Below are 17982 nucleotides of genomic sequence, written 5' to 3' on the forward strand. Positions count from 1 at the left end.
ATCGGTGGAGCTGCATGACAAAGTCATCGGGCATTATCTGAACATAAAACACTATCAATAAGTTGGAGTCATTACCGCACCAACGAACGGTATAATAAGGACAAAGAGGCGGGAAATATCGCCCGCAAAGTGGATAAAAATCACCATGATATCGTCACCGATTTGCTAGCAGAAAATGCCAGCAAGGTGTTTGCTTCAAACCTGGCAGATAAGTTTGCGGTGTATTCGCGTGAGAAGATGATATTTAGTTCACAAGCGGCAACCAATTGCGATATTGCAACGCTTATACAAAATGAAATCAGCGGAAGTGCACAAGAATAATAAAAGCTGATGACCTGAAATAACGCCGGGCATCACGCCCGGCGCATTACCGTCTGGTACAGTAAGCTATCCAGTTTCTTAACGTCCCCTTCTCTACTATCCGGTAACACAGGCGGAATTTCCCCACGCGCCAGTTCCGCATGGATAAACGCATGTAGCAATGGACGGCGTGGGCCATATTCCGCTTCACCCGCACGCTGTTTACGTTCCAGTAATTCATCTATTTCTGCGCGTAAGGCCGCATCCAACTCACTTCCCGCCAGCAATTCGGAAAAACGCATTGGCGGTACGCCTTTTCCCGCTTCAACCCAACGCACGGCCAGCAACGGACGCAGCACGTAAAAGTATTTTTTCAGTCGAACTTCATCGCCCTGCAAATATCCGCGGAAGTTTTTCTGCGCCATCGAATAGTAATGCCAGCGCGCACGCAACGGAGAAAACCACGTTGGGACCATTGCCTTAAGCGCCGTTATCGTCTCTTCATCTTGCTGATAGACCACCGGTGAATCCAGCCATTCAATTAGCGTGGGATTCGCACCTTTCAGCAATCCCAGCGCTTTGCGCCATTCCCAACCGGAAACATCTAACTCGTCGTCGATGGGCAGTTCGATAACATCGCGTGGTGACTCTACCCGCAGATACCATTCCAGCGGATGGACATACAAAAACCGCACATCGTAATCGCTGTCGGGCGAAGCAAATCCCCAGCCGCGACTCCCCGATTCGCAGGCGTACAGCACTTTCACGCCATAGCGACGTTCAATTTCTTTTAACTGCTGCGATACCCTTTCGCGCATCGCAGCACTGACTCCATTTAATGGCATGTTACTCACCCTTTGATATTAACCAACCCGTGCAGAACCTGATCCAGACCGCCAAATACAGAGATGTTATCAATCCGCTCAGCCACTCTCTCCAGCGTTTCCAGCTCTTTTAAACGCAACGCTACCGGATTGTTCTCCATGACTTTGGCGGTGTTCAGTAACGAGCGCGTCGCTGCCGTTTCTTCACGTCGGCGAATCACATTCGCCTGCGCAGATTTCTCTGCCTCAACCAGCTGCGCGAGGATATTTTTCATATCGCCAGGCAGGACGATATCTTTCACCCCTAATGAAGCAATCTCCATACCAAATGGCAACATGCGCGATTTCACCTGTTCGCTGACAACGTCATCAATGACCTGTTTATCTTCCAGCAATTCATCCAGCGTACGCGTACCTACCACTTCACGCAGTGCAAATTGCAATTCCCGATACAAATGATCAATCGGCTTCGTTAACTGACTAAATGCTAATAACACGTCGCTGTAGCGCCAGTTAGCCGCGAGGTTAATCCGCAGATTGACCTTATCTTTCGTTAAGATTTCTTGCCCGCTGACTTCCAGTACCTGCAAGCGGGTGTCAACCACTTCAGCTTCAACCAGATGGTTAATTTTCCAGTACGCGGTAAGCCCCGGCGGTAACAGCGCCTGCGTTTCACCATCGATTTTCAGCACGCCTACATGCCAGGCCGGAACCTGCACCGTCAGTATCGCATCGCGGCCTTTAACAACTCCTTTGCGCCGTGGCTGTAATACCGCATTCATCACCTCCGTTTGTACCGGGACTTGCTGCGTATTCATCCGCACCAGCGTCAAATCATCCTCTACACGCCAGTACAAACGACGCGTTGATGGCGGCAGGATCTCCAACAAAATACCGTCCATATACAACGCCCCAGCTTCAGTCTCCGACAAATCTGCCACCACGCAATATCTTTCCACCCAATCAGGCTGAAAGCGGCGCAAATAATCCGCCAGCACGTCGGGAACTTCGCTACCATCCAGCGTAATCAGCAACACTTCCGGGGTATTTAACCAGGGTAAAATATGCTCGCCTGCATGCAGCACTTTGTAGTAATCGCCGTTTCTGGAGAGTAATGCCAGCTGATCTTTTCTTACGCTTATTTTTTTAATCATTATCTATTCCTTGCTTAATAGCCGTCGCGGAAGCAGACACGAAGCGACAGGGGAATTCCCTTTTGCCTGTTACCCGGCATCTTTATCGGCGACGTTATCGGGGACCGCAGACTGCGCAATCCCTCATTTTTTATTTAATAAGTTACAACCAGTATTCATTTCAGGAATGAATGTGGGAATCGAACCCGTAATTGGCGTCAAAGGCTGACGGAACACGCCCGGAAAACAGCCTGGCCGTTCCTGGTGTGCCGACGGGGTTTAACCCCCTTTGTAATTCAGTATCAACGCAAAAGTGTTATTGCGAGAAACGTGCCAGAAGTGATAAAAAATTTTAATTACATGAAAAATAAAGATTTAATAAATCATTATTGTTTGTAGGGGGAGATTTTTTCGCTAAATTTGTATCTGTATTTATCGTCAATTATCAAGAAAGAAAATATTTAAGAAGAGAACAAAGGAATATTATCAGTTCTGCTCGCAAACGAATTCCCGTACACTGAACTCTCTGGCTCACTGAGGGCACCATCATGGCACTCCCCCGTATTACCCAAAAAGAGATGACTGAACGCGAGCAGCGTGAACTTAAAACACTGCTGGATCGGGCGCGGATTGCGCATGGTCGCGTACTGACCAACTCCGAAACCAACAGCATTAAGAAAGATTACATCGATAAATTAATGGTTGAGCGTGAGGCTGAAGCAAAAAAAGCCCGCCAATTGAAGAAAAAGCAGGCTTATAAACCGGATCCTGAAGCGTCATTTAGCTGGTCAGCAAATACGTCGACGCGCGGCAGGCGCTGATTAGCGCCCCTTCTTTTTACGCCCCGGCGAGGTAAAACGCTTACCGTTGGACGCCGGGCGACCGCCTTTTTCCGCCGTTTTTTCCATCTTAACGACTGGACGTTTGATGCCCGCTGTTTTCGGTTTGGCCTTCGCTTTGGGCTTCGCCTCGGAAGAGGAATTTTCAATGAGCTTAAAGAGATCGATAAGCTCGTCGTCGGTTAAATCGCGCCATTCTCCCAGCGGAATGCCGCTTAAGCTGACGTTCATAATGCGCGTACGTTCCAGCTTTTTCACTTCATAGCCGAAATGCTCGCACATGCGCCGGATCTGACGGTTCAGCCCCTGCACCAGGGTAATGCGGAAGACAAACGGCGCTTCTTTTTTGACTTTGCACTTTTTAGTCACCGTCCCGAGGATCGGCACCCCCGCCCCCATACCACGAATAAATTCATCGGTAATCGGTTTATCGACCGTCACCAGATACTCTTTCTCATGATCGTTACCCGCACGGAGGATCTTATTCACCAGATCGCCGTGATTGGTGAGGAAAATCAGCCCCTGGGAGTCTTTATCCAGGCGGCCAATCGGGAACACGCGTTTGCTGTGGTTAACAAAATCGACAATGTTATCGCGCTCGCCATCTTCGGTGGTGCTGACAATACCGACGGGCTTGTTCAGGGCGATAAGTACCAAATCTTCGGCTTCCCGAGGTTCAATCAACTGACCGTTTACTTTCACAACGTCGCCGGGTTTCACCTGATCGCCAATGGTGGCTCGCTTGCCATTAAGGAACACATTGCCTTGCTCGATATAGCGATCCGCTTCGCGGCGTGAGCAAATTCCGCTTTCGCTGATGTATTTATTTAAACGGACTGATGAGTCGGGCAGCATAAATTCTCCTGTAAAACGCGGAATATACCGTACCTCTTAGCGGGGAAAAACAGGGTTATGCGGCAACGTCGAAATTAAATGTGATCTGCCACGCCTTTTATCACAAAAGTGTCTCCGGAAGTACAATGCAAATTTGCCTGTCAAAATAAGGATAATCAACATATTACGAATCGCTGCACACCTGTGCTGATGACTACTGCGCAGAGAAACAAATGTGCAAGAGAAAGCGCTATTTCTCCCCATGCAAAGAGTGAAAAATCGCTTTGAAAGGCCATCATGATGGGGTTATATCAGATCAAGCGGTGAGAAAGCGTATTTGCACAAATGTGCAGAACCAGGAGGCGGCAATGGAAAACAGTGACGATATCCGTTTGATTGTGAAGATTGCCCAACTCTATTACGAACAGGATATGACGCAGGCGCAAATCGCGCGCGAACTGGGTATTTACCGCACCACCATCAGCCGCTTGCTTAAACGAGGCCGCGATCAGGGAATTGTCACCATCGCCATCAACTATGACTACAACGAAAATCTCTGGCTGGAGCAGCAACTGAAGCAAAAGTTTGGCCTGAAAGACGTTGTGGTGGTGTCGGGAAATGATGAGGATGAAGAGACTCAACTGGCGATGATGGGGTTACACGGCGCGCAACTGCTGGATCGCTTGCTGGAGCCTGGCGATATTGTCGGTTTTTCCTGGGGTCGCGCGGTGAGCGCACTGGTTGAAAACTTGCCGCAGGCGGGGCAATCGCGGCAGTTAATCTGCGTACCAATTATTGGCGGACCGTCCGGTAAACTCGAAAGCCGCTATCACGTAAACACATTAACCTACAGCGCGGCTGCGAAGCTGAAAGGGGAATCGCATCTCGCGGATTTTCCGGCTCTGCTGGATAACCCCTTAATTCGTAATGGGATCATGCAGTCTCAGCACTTTAAAACCATCTCTGCCTACTGGGATAATCTGGATGTCGCCCTGGTGGGAATTGGCTCACCGGCCATTCGCGACGGCGCTAACTGGCATGCGTTTTATGGTGGTGAAGAGAGTGACGACCTGAATGCCCGCCAGGTTGCTGGCGATATTTGCTCGCGCTTTTTTGATATTCACGGCGCAATGGTTGAAACGAATATGAGCGAAAAAACACTCTCTATCGAAATGAATAAATTAAAGCAGGCACGATATTCAATTGGCATTGCCATGAGTGAAGAAAAATACAGCGGAATTATTGGTGCACTGCGTGGAAAATATATTAATTGTCTGGTAACGAATAGCAGCACAGCTGAACTATTACTGAAATAAAAATCTTCCCGATGATTATCGTAATAAAAATTACGGCGGGTCCCTATTATCTAAAATCAGGAGTCTGTTATGCAAACGTGGTTAAATTTGCAGGATAAAATCATTATCGTCACCGGCGGCGCATCCGGTATTGGTCTGGCTATTGTAGAGGAATTATTAGCACAAGGCGCGAATGTACAGATGGTCGATATTCACGGTGGCGATGGACAATATGAAGGTCATAAAGGCTATCAGTTTTGGCCGACCGATATTTCCAGCGCCAAAGAGGTAAATTATACGGTAGCGGAAATTATCCAGCGTTTTGGTCGCATCGACGGTCTGGTCAATAACGCCGGGGTCAATTTCCCGCGTCTGCTGGTCGATGAGAAAGCGCCTGCCGGGAAGTATGAACTCAACGAAGCTGCATTCGAAAAAATGGTCAATATCAACCAGAAAGGCGTTTTTCTGATGTCGCAGGCGGTGGCGCGACAGATGGTCAAACAACATGATGGCGTGATTGTGAATGTTTCCTCAGAAAGTGGACTGGAAGGCTCAGAAGGACAAAGCTGTTACGCCGCTACCAAAGCCGCGCTCAATAGCTTCACGCGCTCCTGGTCGAAAGAGCTGGGTAAACACGGTATCCGTGTGGTCGGTATCGCGCCGGGGATTCTGGAAAAAACCGGGCTACGCACGCCGGAATATGAAGAGGCGCTGGCGTGGACGCGCAATATCACCGTCGAGCAGCTGCGTGAAGGCTATACCAAAAACGCCATTCCTATTGGGCGCGCCGGAAGATTAGCAGAAGTCGCTGATTTTGTTTGTTATCTGTTGTCTGAACGCGCCAGCTACATCACCGGAGTAACCACTAACATTGCGGGCGGCAAAACGCGCGGATAAGGAGGCTTTATGGTCAACGCCATTTTTTGTGCCCACGGCAAATTAGCTTGCGCCATGCTGGAATCGGTTCAGATGGTTTACGGCAACACCAATGTTGAAGCCGTTGAATTTGTGCCCGGCGAGAACGCCGGAGACATCGTAGCAAAGCTGGAAAAGTTAGTAAGCATTCACAATCAAGATGAGTGGCTGATTGCCGTGGATTTACAGTGCGGCAGCCCGTGGAATGCGGCAGCGATGCTTGCGATGCGCAATCCTCGTCTGCGGGTAATCAGCGGCCTTTCTCTGCCGCTGGCCCTCGAACTGGTTGATAACCAGGACAGCATGAATGTTGATGAACTGTGTGAACACCTGACGCAAATCGCAAAGCAATCCTGCGTTGTCTGGAAACAACTGGCAACGACAGAGGAGGATTTCTGATGAACATTACGCTCGCCCGCATTGATGACCGCCTGATCCACGGTCAGGTCACTACCGTCTGGTCGAAAGTGGCTAACGCCCAGCGCATTATTATCTGCAATGACGAAGTTTATAACGATGAAGTTCGCCGGACATTATTGCGTCAGGCTGCGCCACCGGGAATGAAGGTTAACGTGGTCAATATTGAAAAAGCCATCGCGGTTTATCACAACCCGCAATATCAGGACGAAACCGTTTTTTATCTTTTCACTCGCCCACAGGATGCCTTAGCGATGGTTCGCCAGGGGGTAAAAATAGGCACCCTGAATATTGGCGGCATGGCCTGGCGGCCCGGTAAAAAACAGTTAACCAAAGCGGTTTCATTAGATGATGATGATATTAACGCATTTCATGAGTTAAATAATCTTGGCGTCATATTGGATTTACGCGTCGTAGCGTCAGATCCCTCAATCAATATTATCGACAAAATAAACGAACAGTTAATCGCAAATTAAATAATAGCGCCTGTGTACATATGCTTTAACAGGCAGGGATGACGACACTTAAAAGGTGACAAATCATGGAAATAAGTACCCTACAAATTATTGCTATATTTCTTTTTTCCTGTATTGCCGGAATGGGCAGCGTGCTGGATGAATTTCAGACTCATCGCCCGTTAATTGCCTGTACGGTGATTGGTTTAATTCTCGGTGATTTAAAAACCGGAATAATACTCGGTGGTACGCTGGAATTGATAGCTCTCGGCTGGATGAACGTCGGCGCGGCGCAATCTCCGGACTCTGCACTCGCCAGCATAATCTCCGCCATTCTGGTTATCGTTGGTCAGCAAAGCATCGCCACCGGAATCGCCATCGCGTTGCCTGTGGCTGCGGCAGGCCAGGTGCTGACGGTGTTTGCCCGTACCATCACCGTAGTGTTCCAGCACGCGGCGGATAAAGCAGCGGAAGAGGCGCGGTTTCGCACTCTCGATATTCTGCATGTCTCCGCGCTTGGCGTGCAGGCGCTGCGCGTTGCTATTCCGGCACTGATTGTCTCGCTGTTCGTCAGCGCCGATATGGTCAGCAATATGTTAAACGCCATTCCCGAATTTGTGACCCGAGGACTACAGATTGCTGGCGGTTTTATCGTGGTGGTCGGTTACGCCATGGTGCTACGTATGATGGGCGTGAAATATTTGATGCCTTTCTTTTTCCTCGGTTTCCTCGCAGGTGGCTACCTCGATCTCAGTCTGCTGGCGTTCGGTGGCGTCGGCGTGATCATGGCCCTGGTCTACATCCAGCTAAATCCACAGTGGCGTAAAGCTGAACCTCAACTCCAGGCCACCGCCTCCACCGCCCTTGACCAACTTGACGATTAACGGAGCCATCATGGAACAGAGAAAAATTACACGCAGCGATCTGGTGAGCATGTTTCTGCGCTCCAACCTGCAACAGGCGTCCTTTAACTTTGAACGTATTCACGGGCTGGGTTTTTGCTACGACATGATCCCCGCCATCAAGCGACTTTACCCATTAAAAGAGGATCAGGTTGCGGCGCTCAGGCGACACCTGGTGTTCTTCAATACCACGCCAGCCGTATGTGGCCCGGTCATCGGCGTCACTGCCGCCATGGAAGAGGCGCGGGCCAACGGCGCGGAAATTGATGACGGTACCATTAACGGCATCAAAGTCGGTCTGATGGGACCATTGGCAGGGGTTGGCGACCCACTGGTCTGGGGAACGCTGCGCCCGATTACCGCCGCGCTCGGCGCATCTCTGGCACTTTCGGGCAACATTCTCGGCCCGCTGCTGTTCTTCTTTATTTTCAACGCGGTGCGTCTGGCGATGAAGTGGTATGGCCTACAGCTCGGCTTTCGCAAAGGGGTGAATATCGTCAGCGATATGGGCGGGAATGTGCTGCAAAAACTCACCGAAGGCGCGTCGATTCTCGGACTGTTTGTGATGGGCGTGCTGGTCACCAAATGGACGTCAATCAACGTACCGTTGGTGGTTTCACAAACGCATGCCGCCGATGGCTCCACCGTCACCATGACCGTGCAGAACATTCTCGACCAACTTTGCCCTGGTTTGCTGGCGCTCGGTCTGACGCTACTAATGGTTCGTCTGCTCAACAAAAAAATTAACCCGGTATGGCTGATTTTCGCCCTGTTTGGCTTAGGAATTATCGGCAATGCGCTGGGCTTCCTGTCCTGATTCTTCGCCCCGGCACGACTGCCGGGGCCATCGCTCAACATGAGGTGGTTTATGAAAACAACAGCTCTGCGTCTTTATGGTAAACGTGATTTACGCCTGGAAACCTTTGACCTTCCTGAAATGCAGGAGGAAGAAATCCTCGCGACGGTGGTCACTGACAGCCTGTGCCTCTCTTCCTGGAAAGAGGCCAACCTGGGTGAAAACCATAAAAAAGTACCCGACGATGTGGCGACCAACCCAATCATCATCGGCCACGAGTTTTGCGGCGATATTCTGGCCGTGGGTAAAAAGTGGCAGCACAAATTCCAGCCGGGTCAGCGTTATGTGATTCAGGCCAACCTGCAACTCCCCGACCGCCCGGACTGCCCCGGCTACTCCTTCCCGTGGGTAGGCGGCGAAGCCACGCATGTGGTTATTCCCAACGAGGTCATGGAACAAGATTGCCTGCTGGCATACGACGGCGAAACCTATTTTGAAGGCTCGCTGGTTGAACCGCTTTCCTGCGTGATTGGCGCGTTCAACGCCAACTATCATCTTCAGGAAGGTAGTTATAACCACACGATGGGGATTCGCCCGCAAGGGCGCACGCTGATCCTCGGCGGCACCGGACCAATGGGACTGTTGGCGATTGATTATGCGCTGCATGGACCCGTTAACCCGTCGCTGCTCGTCATTACCGATACCGACAACGATAAATTGAGTTATGCGCGCAAGCACTATCCATCAGAATCGCAAACACTGATTCATTATCTCAATGCCACCGATGCAGCATTTGATACGCTAATGGCGCTGAGTGGCGGTCACGGCTTCGATGATATTTTCGTCTTTGTGCCTAATGAAGGACTGGTGACTCTCGCCTCTTCCTTGCTGGCGACAGATGGTTGCCTGAATTTCTTCGCCGGACCGCAGGATAAACATTTCAGCGCGCCAATTAATTTCTACGATGTGCATTATGCATTTACCCACTACGTGGGCACGTCAGGCGGCAATACCGACGACATGCGCGCGGCGGTCAAACTGATCGAAGAGAAAAAAGTGCAGGCCGCAAAAGTGGTAACACATATTCTTGGGCTGAATGCCGCGGGCGAAACCACGCTTGAATTGCCTGCCGTCGGCGGCGGCAAAAAGCTGGTGTATACCGGGAAATACCTGCCGCTGACGTCACTCACGCAGATTCAGGATCAAGCACTGGCGGCGATTCTGGCGCGTCATCAGGGGATCTGGTCCGGTGAGGCGGAGCAATATCTGCTCACTCATGCAGAGGCAATTTCCCATGATTAATCGCGCTACTTAACTCTGCATGTCGCTGGCTGGTCGCCGCGGCAACTTCGCGACCTGATGTGCGGCTGATTGCTGAAGCGGCCCAATGTGCACGAGAAGGATAAAAAAACATCAGCGCCTTAAGGGGCGCTCAAATTGGTGGCAAAGTACACATTGTTTATGCCGGATGCGGAATAAAGCCTTATTCGGCCTACATAATTTTGAAAATTCAATATATTGCAGTTATCTGGTAGGCCAGGTAAGCGTAGCGCATCAGGCAATGCTGTGTTTGTCATCAGTCTCAGCGCCTGTGCAATACGTGACATCGTGAGCCATGTCAGTAAGTGGTTAAATTCGCAGTGGTAGCATTCCTTCCGTGATTTCTTACTAACCGGAGAAGTAATGGAACTGCTTTTATTGAGTAACTCGACGCTGCCGGGTAAAGCCTGGCTGGAACATGCACTGCCGCTAATTGCTGAACAGTTGCAGGGTCGCCGCTCAGCGGTGTTTATCCCTTTCGCTGGCGTAACGCAGACCTGGGATGATTACACAGAGAAAACGGCTGCGGTTCTCGCTCCGCTGGGTGTTTCTGTCACCGGTATTCATAGCGTTGTCGATCCCGTTGCCGCGATTGAAAATGCTGAGATCGTGATTGTCGGCGGCGGTAATACTTTCCAGTTGCTGAAACAGTGCCGCGAGCGCGGGCTGCTGGCACCAATTACTGACGTGGTTAAACGTGGCGCACTGTATATTGGCTGGAGCGCAGGCGCTAACCTTGCTTGCCCAACCATTCGTACCACCAACGATATGCCGATTGTCGATCCGCAAGGTTTCGATGCGCTGAATCTGTTCCCGTTGCAAATCAACCCGCACTTCACCAACGCGCTGCCGGAAGGCCATAAAGGTGAAACCCGTGAACAGCGTATTCGCGAACTGCTGGTCGTCGCGCCAGAACTGACGATTATTGGTCTACCGGAAGGTAACTGGATCACAGTGAGTAAAGGTCACGCAACGCTGGGTGGCCCGAACACCACCTATGTGTTTAAGGCCGGTGAAGAAGCGGTTCCGCTGGAAGCGGGTCACCGTTTTTAAGTGAATTGCCGGATGCATGATCCGGCATCTTGTTCATAGTGCCTGATGCGACGCTTTACGCGTCTTATCAGGCCTACAGGGTCACGGTATTAATACTCGTCCCGTCCTTCATCTTCATCCGGCTGTTCCAGCACACTGTAAGCCACCGAACAAAACAGCGAGTTCAGACGCTGCATATCTCCCAGTAAGCCTAAATGTAGCGAACTGGTTTCAATGCTCTGCACGTTTTGCTGATGCAGGCGATCGACGTGGGCGTGGGAATAGCGGCGATTAAGAATGCGAAAGCGATGCTTGCTGCGGCGCAAACGACGGGCGCTGGTAACATCACCAGAGAAGAAAACCGACATTGCCAGTTTTAAATTACTGAGCAATTGCTCATAGAGCGCATCCAGTTCCTTCAAGCCATCAAGCGAAAATGCCCGCCGTGCTGCCAGCGATTTATCGGCAATTTCGCTCCCCATGCGCTCGACGATATCGGAGGCCTGTTCAAGGTTGAGCGACATTTCGATGATCTCCGCCCAGCGGCGCGACTCTTCCTCCGCCAGCTCTTCTTTTGGCATCCGCGCCAGATACAGCTTAATGGCGGTATAGAGAACGTTGATATCATCTGCCAGCTTACGCAGCTCTTTCTCCTGCCGTGGCTCGCCGTGCATCACTTTATTCAGCCCTTCCATCATCTGTTCCATGGCGTCGCCAATGCGCAGGGTTTCGCGCGCGGCGTTCGCCAGAGCAAGCGTGGGCGTATCCAGCGCGCTGACATCCAGATGTTTGGGCCGTAGCTGGGTATCCAGTTCCGGTTCATCGCGAATAATCGTTTTGCAAAACCGTGCCATCGGGTCAACAAATGGCAGCATGACCAGGCAACGTACAAGGTTGTAGAAGACGTGGAAATAGATCACCAGTTCCGCTTTTGGCAATGACAACTTCCCCATTGTCTCTGCCAGCAAATGGACAAACGGCAGGATAATCAGGCTACCCACCAGCTTAAACAGCAAACTACCCAGCGCGACACGGCGGGCTGCGGCATTGGCGGCACTGTTGTTGAGCATCGCCAGCAGGCCGGAACCGAGGTTAGCACCAATCACCAGACAGAGCGCCACGGGGAAGGAGATAATGCCTGCGGCGGTCAGAGTCGCAGTCAGCAGTACAGCAGCAAGGCTGGAGTAGCTGATAATGGCGAACATCGCGCCAATCAGCGCATCCAGCAGAATATCGCCGGTCAGCGAGGCAAAGATTACCTGAACGCCGTTTGCCTGGGTGATCGGCGTTACGGCCTGCACAATCAACTCCAGCGCCAGCAAAATCAGCCCAAGACCAATACCGACGCGGCCCAGTTGCCCGGCGCGTGACTGTTTGCGTCCGAGGAAAAAAATCACGCCGATAAAAATAAGTAACGGTGACAGCCAGGATAAGTCGAAGGTGAGAATACGCGCCATTAGCGCCGTCCCGACATCTGCACCCAGCACAATCACCAGAGCCGGTGCGAGGGCTACCAGATCCTGAGCGACAAACGAGGTCACCAGCATGGTGGTGGCATTACTGCTCTGCACCAGTGCGGTAACGCCGATCCCCGCGCAAAAGGCGAGCGGCTTTTTTTCGACGCTCCGGCTAAGGACAGTACGCAAACGCGCGCCGAAGACGCGCATTACGCCGGTTCGAACAATATGAGTCCCCCAGACCAGCAGGGCGACGGCAGAAAGCAGGTGAAGCAGCGTTAACACGAGTTCAGGTTCTCCTTATCGTTATATGTTCCTGAAGCAATTGAATGACCAAAGGACCGGAAACACGCTGACTGGCATCTTTACTGTGCCTTTTGACATTCGTTTTTCCGGCTAAGATTATTCCAGCCTGTTTCCAGTATAAGTGTTTCATATTAATAAAGAGACAGGGCACTCATTGAGCGCCCTGTTTGTTGTAAGGAAAAGTGACAGATTTGTGAATCAGTCCGCGTCATACCCCAGATTCGGTGCCAGCCAGCGCTCAACATCTGAGACGCTCATACCTTTACGGCGGGCATAGTCTTCAACCTGATCGCGCTGAATTTGCGCCACCGCGTAGTACTTGCTGTCCGGGTGGCTGAAATACCAACCCGAAACCGATGCACCGGGCCACATGGCGAAAGATTCTGTGAGTTTCATGCCGGTATGTTTTTCCACTTCCAGCAGCTCCCAGATGGTGGCTTTTTCCGTATGTTCCGGGCAGGCCGGATAGCCCGGTGCCGGACGGATACCCTGGTAGTTTTCGCGGATCAGCTCTTCGTTGCTGAGGTTCTCGTTCGGCGCATAGCCCCAGTAGACTTTACGCACACGCTCATGGAGATACTCCGCAAAGGCTTCGGCTAAACGGTCGGCAAGCGCTTTCACCATGATTTTGTTGTAATCATCGTGCTGCGCTTCAAAGGCATCAGCCAGTGCGTCCTCTTCCAGCCCGCCAGTCACGGCAAATGCGCCGATGTAATCTGCTTTACCAGAAAGCTTCGGCGCAACGAAGTCAGCGAGACAGTAGTTAGCGAATCCCGTTTTTTCGGTCTGTTGACGCAGATGGTGGCTGACGTTGATCACATGGGTGCGCGTTTCGTCACGGTAGATTTCAATGTCATCGCCCACACGGTTTGCCGGGAACAGGCCCACCACGCCACGCGGATTCAGCGTTTTCTCGGCGCTTAATTTATCCAGCATGTCGTTGGCGTCTTTAAACAGCCGCTGCGCCTCAACGCCCACCACTTCATCTTCCAGAATGCGCGGATACTTCCCGGCCAGCGACCAGGTCATAAAGAACGGTGTCCAGTCGATGTAATTACGCAGAGTTTCGATGCTGGCTTCAACTTCCTGCACGCCGAGACGGTGCGCCACCGGCGGCGTGTAAGCCTGCCAGTCAAAAGCGAAGTCGTTATCGCGCGCCGCTTCCAGCGTGACCGGTGGTGTGCGCGGTTTCTTGCGCCCGTGCTGAATACGTACGGTTTCGTACTCCTTGCGGGTACGAGCGACAAAATCATCGCGCTGAGTGTCAGAAAGCAGCGCCGCCACCACGCCAACGGTGCGCGAGGCATTCTGCACATACACCGTCGGGCCGCTGTAGTTCTGCTCAATTTTCACCGCCGTGTGCGCTTTTGAGGTGGTCGCGCCGCCAATCAATAGCGGAATGGTGAAGCCCTGACGCTCCATCTCTTTCGCCACGTTAACCATCTCGTCCAGCGACGGCGTGATAAGCCCCGAAAGGCCAATCAAATCAGCATTCACTTCTTTAGCAGTACGGAGAATTTTTTCCGCAGGCACCATCACGCCGAGATCGACAATTTCGTAGTTGTTACATTGCAGCACCACGCCAACGATATTTTTACCGATATCGTGGACGTCGCCCTTCACGGTGGCGATCACCATCTTGCCGTTGGTTTTGCCCTGCTCTTTGCTGGCTTCAATAAACGGTTCGAGATACGCCACCGCCTGTTTCATGACGCGCGCCGATTTGACCACCTGTGGCAGGAACATTTTCCCTTCGCCAAACAGATCGCCGACCACGTTCATGCCGTCCATCAACGGGCCTTCAATCACTTCAATCGGGCGCGTAGCCTGCTGGCGGGCTTCTTCGGTATCCTGCTCGATAAACTCAGTAATGCCTTTGACCAGCGAGTATTCCAGACGTTTATTCACTTCCCACGAGCGCCACTCCGCCTGCTGGGCGTTAGCGGTGTCGTCGGTTTTGCTGCCGCGATATTTCTCGGCAAGCTCCAGTAAACGCTCAGTGCCATCATCGCGACGATTAAGAATCACATCTTCCACCGCGTCGCGCAGTTCAGCGGGCAGGTCGTCGTAAATCGCCAGTTGCCCGGCGTTGACGATCCCCATATCCATGCCATTGCGAATAGCGTAGTAGAGGAACACCGCGTGAATAGCTTCGCGCACCGGATCGTTACCACGGAACGAGAACGAGACGTTGGAGACGCCGCCGGAAATCAGCGCGTGCGGCAGTTCGCGTTTGATGTCTTCACACGCGCCGATAAAGTCCTGCGCATAGTTGTTGTGCTCTTCAATGCCGGTGGCGACCGCGAAGATGTTCGGGTCGAAGATGATATCTTCTGGCGGGAAGCCAACCTCTTCGGTGAGGATTTTGTACGCCCGACGGCAAATCTCGATTTTCCGTGCGCGGGTATCGGCCTGTCCCTGTTCGTCAAAGGCCATTACCACCACGGCCGCACCGTAACGACGCAACAATTTCGCGTGATGGATAAAGGCATCGACGCCCTCTTTCATCGAGATAGAGTTAACAATGCCTTTGCCCTGGATACACTTCAGACCTTTTTCAATGACATCCCATTTTGAGGAGTCGATCATAATCGGCACGCGAGCGATATCCGGTTCACCGGCAATCAGATTGAGAAAACGCACCATCGCCGCTTCGGCATCGAGCATCCCTTCATCCATGTTGATATCGATAATCTGCGCACCGTTTTCCACCTGCTGGCGGGCCACATCCAGCGCCTCGCTGTATTTCTCTTCTTTGATCAGGCGCTTGAACTTAGCGGAACCGGTGACGTTAGTCCGCTCGCCGACGTTCACAAACAGGCTGTCGTCGCCAATGTTCAGCGGCTCCAGGCCGGACAAACGGCAGGCTACGGGAATTTCAGGCAGTTTGCGCGGCGCTAATCCTTCTACTGCACGACTCATCGCTGCAATATGTTGTGGCGTGGTGCCACAGCAGCCGCCGACGATATTGAGAAAACCCGCTTGCGCCCATTCACGTATCTGTTTTGCCATCGTGTCGGCGTCGAGATCGTACTCACCAAAGGCGTTGGGTAGCCCGGCGTTCGGGTGCGCGGTGACGTAGCATTCCGCAATCCGTGACAGCTCCTGCACGTACTGGCGCAGTTCATCTGGCCCCAGCGCACAGTTCAGGCCAAAGGTCAGCGCTTCGGCGTGGCGCAATGAGTTGTAAAATGCTTCGGTGGTCTGCCCGGAGAGCGTGCGCCCGGAGGCGTCGGTGATGGTGCCGGAGATCATAATCGGCAGCTCAACGCCCAGCGCTTCAAACTCCGTTTTCACCGCAAAAACCGCCGCTTTGGCGTTAAGGGTGTCGAAAACGGTTTCAATCAGGATCAGATCCGCACCACCTTCCACCAGCGCTTTGGTGGATTCGCGATAGGCCGCCACCAGCTGGTCAAAAGTGATGTTGCGGAATGCCGGATCGTTGACGTCCGGAGAAATAGACGCCGTGCGGTTGGTCGGGCCGAGAACACCGGCAACGTAGCGCGGTTTCTCTGGCGTGCGCGCGGTCCACTCATCAGCACAGGCGCGCGCCAGTTTCGCCGCCGCAAAGTTGATTTCCGCCGACAGGGATTCCATCTGGTAATCCGCCATCGCAATGGTCGTGGAGTTGAAGGTGTTGGTTTCGATGATATCCGCGCCCGCTTCAAAGTAGGCGTTGTGGATAGCGGCGATCACTTCCGGTTTGCTGAGCACCAGCAGGTCGTTGTTGCCTTTGAGGTCGCATGGCCAGTCGGCAAAGCGTTCACCACGAAAATCGGCTTCGTTCAGTCGATAGCTCTGGATCATGGTGCCCATACCGCCGTCCAGCACCAGAATACGTTCATTTAACTGCGCACGCAGTTGTTCCACTTTGCTGCTCACACTTGCTCCCGACACGCTCAACCCAGATTTAATAAAAATTCAACAAACCATACTGGCATAAACGCATCTGTGGTAAAAGCGACCACCACGCAACATGAGATTTGTTCAACATTAACTCATCGGATCAGTTCAGCAACTATTGCATTAGCTAACAATAAAAATGAAAATGATTTCCACGATACAGAAAAAGGAGACTGTCATGGTCGCACCCATTCCCGCGAAACGCGGCAGAAAACCCGCCGTTGCCACCGCACCAGCGACTGGACAGGTTCAGTCTTTAACGCGTGGCCTGAAATTACTGGAGTGGATTGCCGAATCCAATGGCAGTGTGGCACTCACAGAGCTGGCGCAACAAGCCGGGTTACCCAATTCCACGACCCACCGCCTGCTAACCACGATGCAACAGCAGGGTTTCGTGCGTCAGGTTGGCGAACTGGGACACTGGGCAATCGGCGCACATGCCTTTATGGTCGGCAGCAGCTTTCTCCAGAGCCGTAATTTGTTAGCAATTGTTCACCCTATCCTGCGCAATCTAATGGAAGAGTCTGGCGAAACGGTCAATATGGCGGTGCTTGATCAAAGCGATCACGAAGCGATTATTATCGACCAGGTACAGTGTACCCACCTGATGCGAATGTCCGCGCCTATCGGCGGTAAATTGCCGATGCACGCTTCCGGTGCGGGTAAAGCCTTTTTAGCCCAACTGAGCGAAGAACAGGTGACGAAGCTGCTGCACCGCAAAGGGTTACATGCCTATACCCACGCAACGCTGGTGTCGCCTGTGCATTTAAAAGAAGATCTCGCCCAAACGCGCAAACGGGGTTATTCATTTGACGATGAGGAACATGCGCTGGGGCTACGTTGCCTTGCAGCGTGTATTTTCGATGAGCACCGTGAACCGTTTGCCGCAATTTCTATTTCCGGACCGATTTCACGTATTACCGATGACCGCGTGACCGAGTTTGGCGCGATGGTGATTAAAGCGGCGAAGGAAGTGACGCTGGCGTACGGTGGAATGCGCTGACTTTTTCTGGCGGGCAGAGGCAATATTCTGCCCGTCATACCTGAGTGGCAATAGAATAAGGGTGTCTGTTAATCGCATTGACGCCAAAATAACTTATTGTCATACACTTCACACACTTTTATTAACTCAGCATTATTTTTAAACATCAAACCACTTAATTATTAACAAAATCGCAAGATCTCATTCCACCGAAACTTTTACGGCTGCATTATGAGATTGAGCGATTTATGATATTTCTTTACTTGTTATCA

The 17982-nt window shown here is 51.9% G+C and carries 16 protein-coding genes and 1 pseudogene; 12 read left to right on the forward strand and 5 right to left on the reverse strand.

Annotated elements, in window-relative coordinates:
- Positions 1-61 (forward strand): IS1 family transposase (locus OQV04_RS25165; protein ID WP_071528444.1); only part of this gene is annotated, 61 nt, incomplete at its 5' end.
- Between the two features lie 11 nt (positions 62-72).
- Positions 73-321: pseudogene (locus OQV04_RS19240) on the forward strand (zeta toxin family protein); the annotation flags it as partial.
- 32 nt (positions 322-353) lie between these two features.
- Here OQV04_RS19240 and OQV04_RS19245 read toward each other — a convergent pair.
- Both OQV04_RS19245 and OQV04_RS19250 read right to left on the reverse strand, forming a co-directional pair.
- A complete protein-coding gene (locus OQV04_RS19245) occupies positions 354-1145 on the reverse strand; it encodes a nucleotidyltransferase domain-containing protein (protein WP_032151409.1) in 792 nt (263 codons plus the stop codon).
- Positions 1146-1150: 5 nt separating this feature from the next.
- The gene (locus OQV04_RS19250) at positions 1151-2278 is read right to left on the reverse strand and encodes a slipin family protein (protein ID WP_021578194.1); all 1128 of its coding nucleotides are present in this window, start codon (positions 2276-2278) and stop codon (positions 1151-1153) included.
- A 527-nt stretch (positions 2279-2805) separates the two neighbouring features.
- Between OQV04_RS19250 and OQV04_RS19255 the strand changes: the two genes are divergently transcribed.
- A complete protein-coding gene (locus OQV04_RS19255; RefSeq protein ID WP_001207634.1) occupies positions 2806-3078 on the forward strand; it encodes a DUF3811 domain-containing protein in 273 nt (90 codons plus the stop codon).
- Here OQV04_RS19255 and rluF read toward each other — a convergent pair whose 3' ends face one another.
- The gene (gene rluF / locus OQV04_RS19260) at positions 3079-3951 is read right to left on the reverse strand and encodes a 23S rRNA pseudouridine(2604) synthase RluF (RefSeq protein WP_000936361.1); all 873 of its coding nucleotides are present in this window, start codon (positions 3949-3951) and stop codon (positions 3079-3081) included.
- Between the two features lie 347 nt (positions 3952-4298).
- On the opposite strand from rluF, the gene OQV04_RS19265 reads away from it, so the two are divergent.
- From OQV04_RS19265 to pepE, 8 genes are all read left to right on the forward strand, one after another.
- Positions 4299-5246, forward strand: a complete 948-nt coding sequence (locus OQV04_RS19265) for a sugar-binding transcriptional regulator (RefSeq protein ID WP_001308198.1) — start codon at positions 4299-4301, stop codon at positions 5244-5246.
- A 69-nt stretch (positions 5247-5315) separates the two neighbouring features.
- Positions 5316-6122 carry an SDR family oxidoreductase gene (locus OQV04_RS19270; RefSeq protein WP_247806788.1) on the forward strand — a complete coding sequence of 269 codons (807 nt, stop codon included), beginning with the start codon at positions 5316-5318 and terminating at the stop codon, positions 6120-6122.
- Between the two features lie 9 nt (positions 6123-6131).
- Entirely contained in the window at positions 6132-6539 is a 408-nt protein-coding gene (locus OQV04_RS19275) for a mannose/fructose/sorbose PTS transporter subunit IIA (protein WP_032281981.1), read from the forward strand.
- Complete coding sequence (locus OQV04_RS19280; RefSeq protein WP_001027844.1) at positions 6539-7033, forward strand: PTS system mannose/fructose/N-acetylgalactosamine-transporter subunit IIB; 495 nt, start codon at positions 6539-6541, stop codon at positions 7031-7033. The genes OQV04_RS19275 and OQV04_RS19280 overlap by 1 nt, the downstream gene beginning before the upstream one ends.
- Positions 7034-7098: 65 nt before the next feature.
- The gene (locus tag OQV04_RS19285) at positions 7099-7896 is read left to right on the forward strand and encodes a PTS mannose/fructose/sorbose transporter subunit IIC (protein ID WP_000406317.1); all 798 of its coding nucleotides are present in this window, start codon (positions 7099-7101) and stop codon (positions 7894-7896) included.
- 10 nt (positions 7897-7906) lie between these two features.
- On the forward strand, positions 7907-8731 hold the full coding sequence (locus OQV04_RS19290) for a PTS system mannose/fructose/sorbose family transporter subunit IID (protein ID WP_000437902.1): 825 nt from the start codon (positions 7907-7909) through the stop codon (positions 8729-8731).
- Positions 8732-8782: 51 nt separating this feature from the next.
- The gene (gene sorE, locus OQV04_RS19295) at positions 8783-10012 is read left to right on the forward strand and encodes an L-sorbose 1-phosphate reductase (protein WP_032281980.1); all 1230 of its coding nucleotides are present in this window, start codon (positions 8783-8785) and stop codon (positions 10010-10012) included.
- 381 nt (positions 10013-10393) lie between these two features.
- The gene (gene pepE / locus OQV04_RS19300) at positions 10394-11083 is read left to right on the forward strand and encodes a dipeptidase PepE (RefSeq protein WP_000421772.1); all 690 of its coding nucleotides are present in this window, start codon (positions 10394-10396) and stop codon (positions 11081-11083) included.
- An 89-nt stretch (positions 11084-11172) separates the two neighbouring features.
- Here pepE and OQV04_RS19305 read toward each other — a convergent pair whose 3' ends face one another.
- Complete coding sequence (locus OQV04_RS19305; protein WP_000956830.1) at positions 11173-12804, reverse strand: Na/Pi cotransporter family protein; 1632 nt, start codon at positions 12802-12804, stop codon at positions 11173-11175.
- Between the two features lie 219 nt (positions 12805-13023).
- Positions 13024-16707 carry a methionine synthase gene (gene metH / locus OQV04_RS19310; protein WP_000096041.1) on the reverse strand — a complete coding sequence of 1228 codons (3684 nt, stop codon included), beginning with the start codon at positions 16705-16707 and terminating at the stop codon, positions 13024-13026.
- 199 nt (positions 16708-16906) lie between these two features.
- On the opposite strand from metH, the gene iclR reads away from it, so the two are divergent.
- Positions 16907-17731: a glyoxylate bypass operon transcriptional repressor IclR gene (iclR, locus tag OQV04_RS19315; protein ID WP_000226403.1), complete on the forward strand. Its 825-nt coding sequence runs from the start codon at positions 16907-16909 to the stop codon at positions 17729-17731.
- The last annotated feature ends 251 nt before the right edge of the window (positions 17732-17982 follow it).

Source organism: Escherichia sp. Lx600-2 (assembly GCF_036662595.1).
GTDB classification, from domain to species: domain Bacteria; phylum Pseudomonadota; class Gammaproteobacteria; order Enterobacterales; family Enterobacteriaceae; genus Escherichia; species Escherichia coli.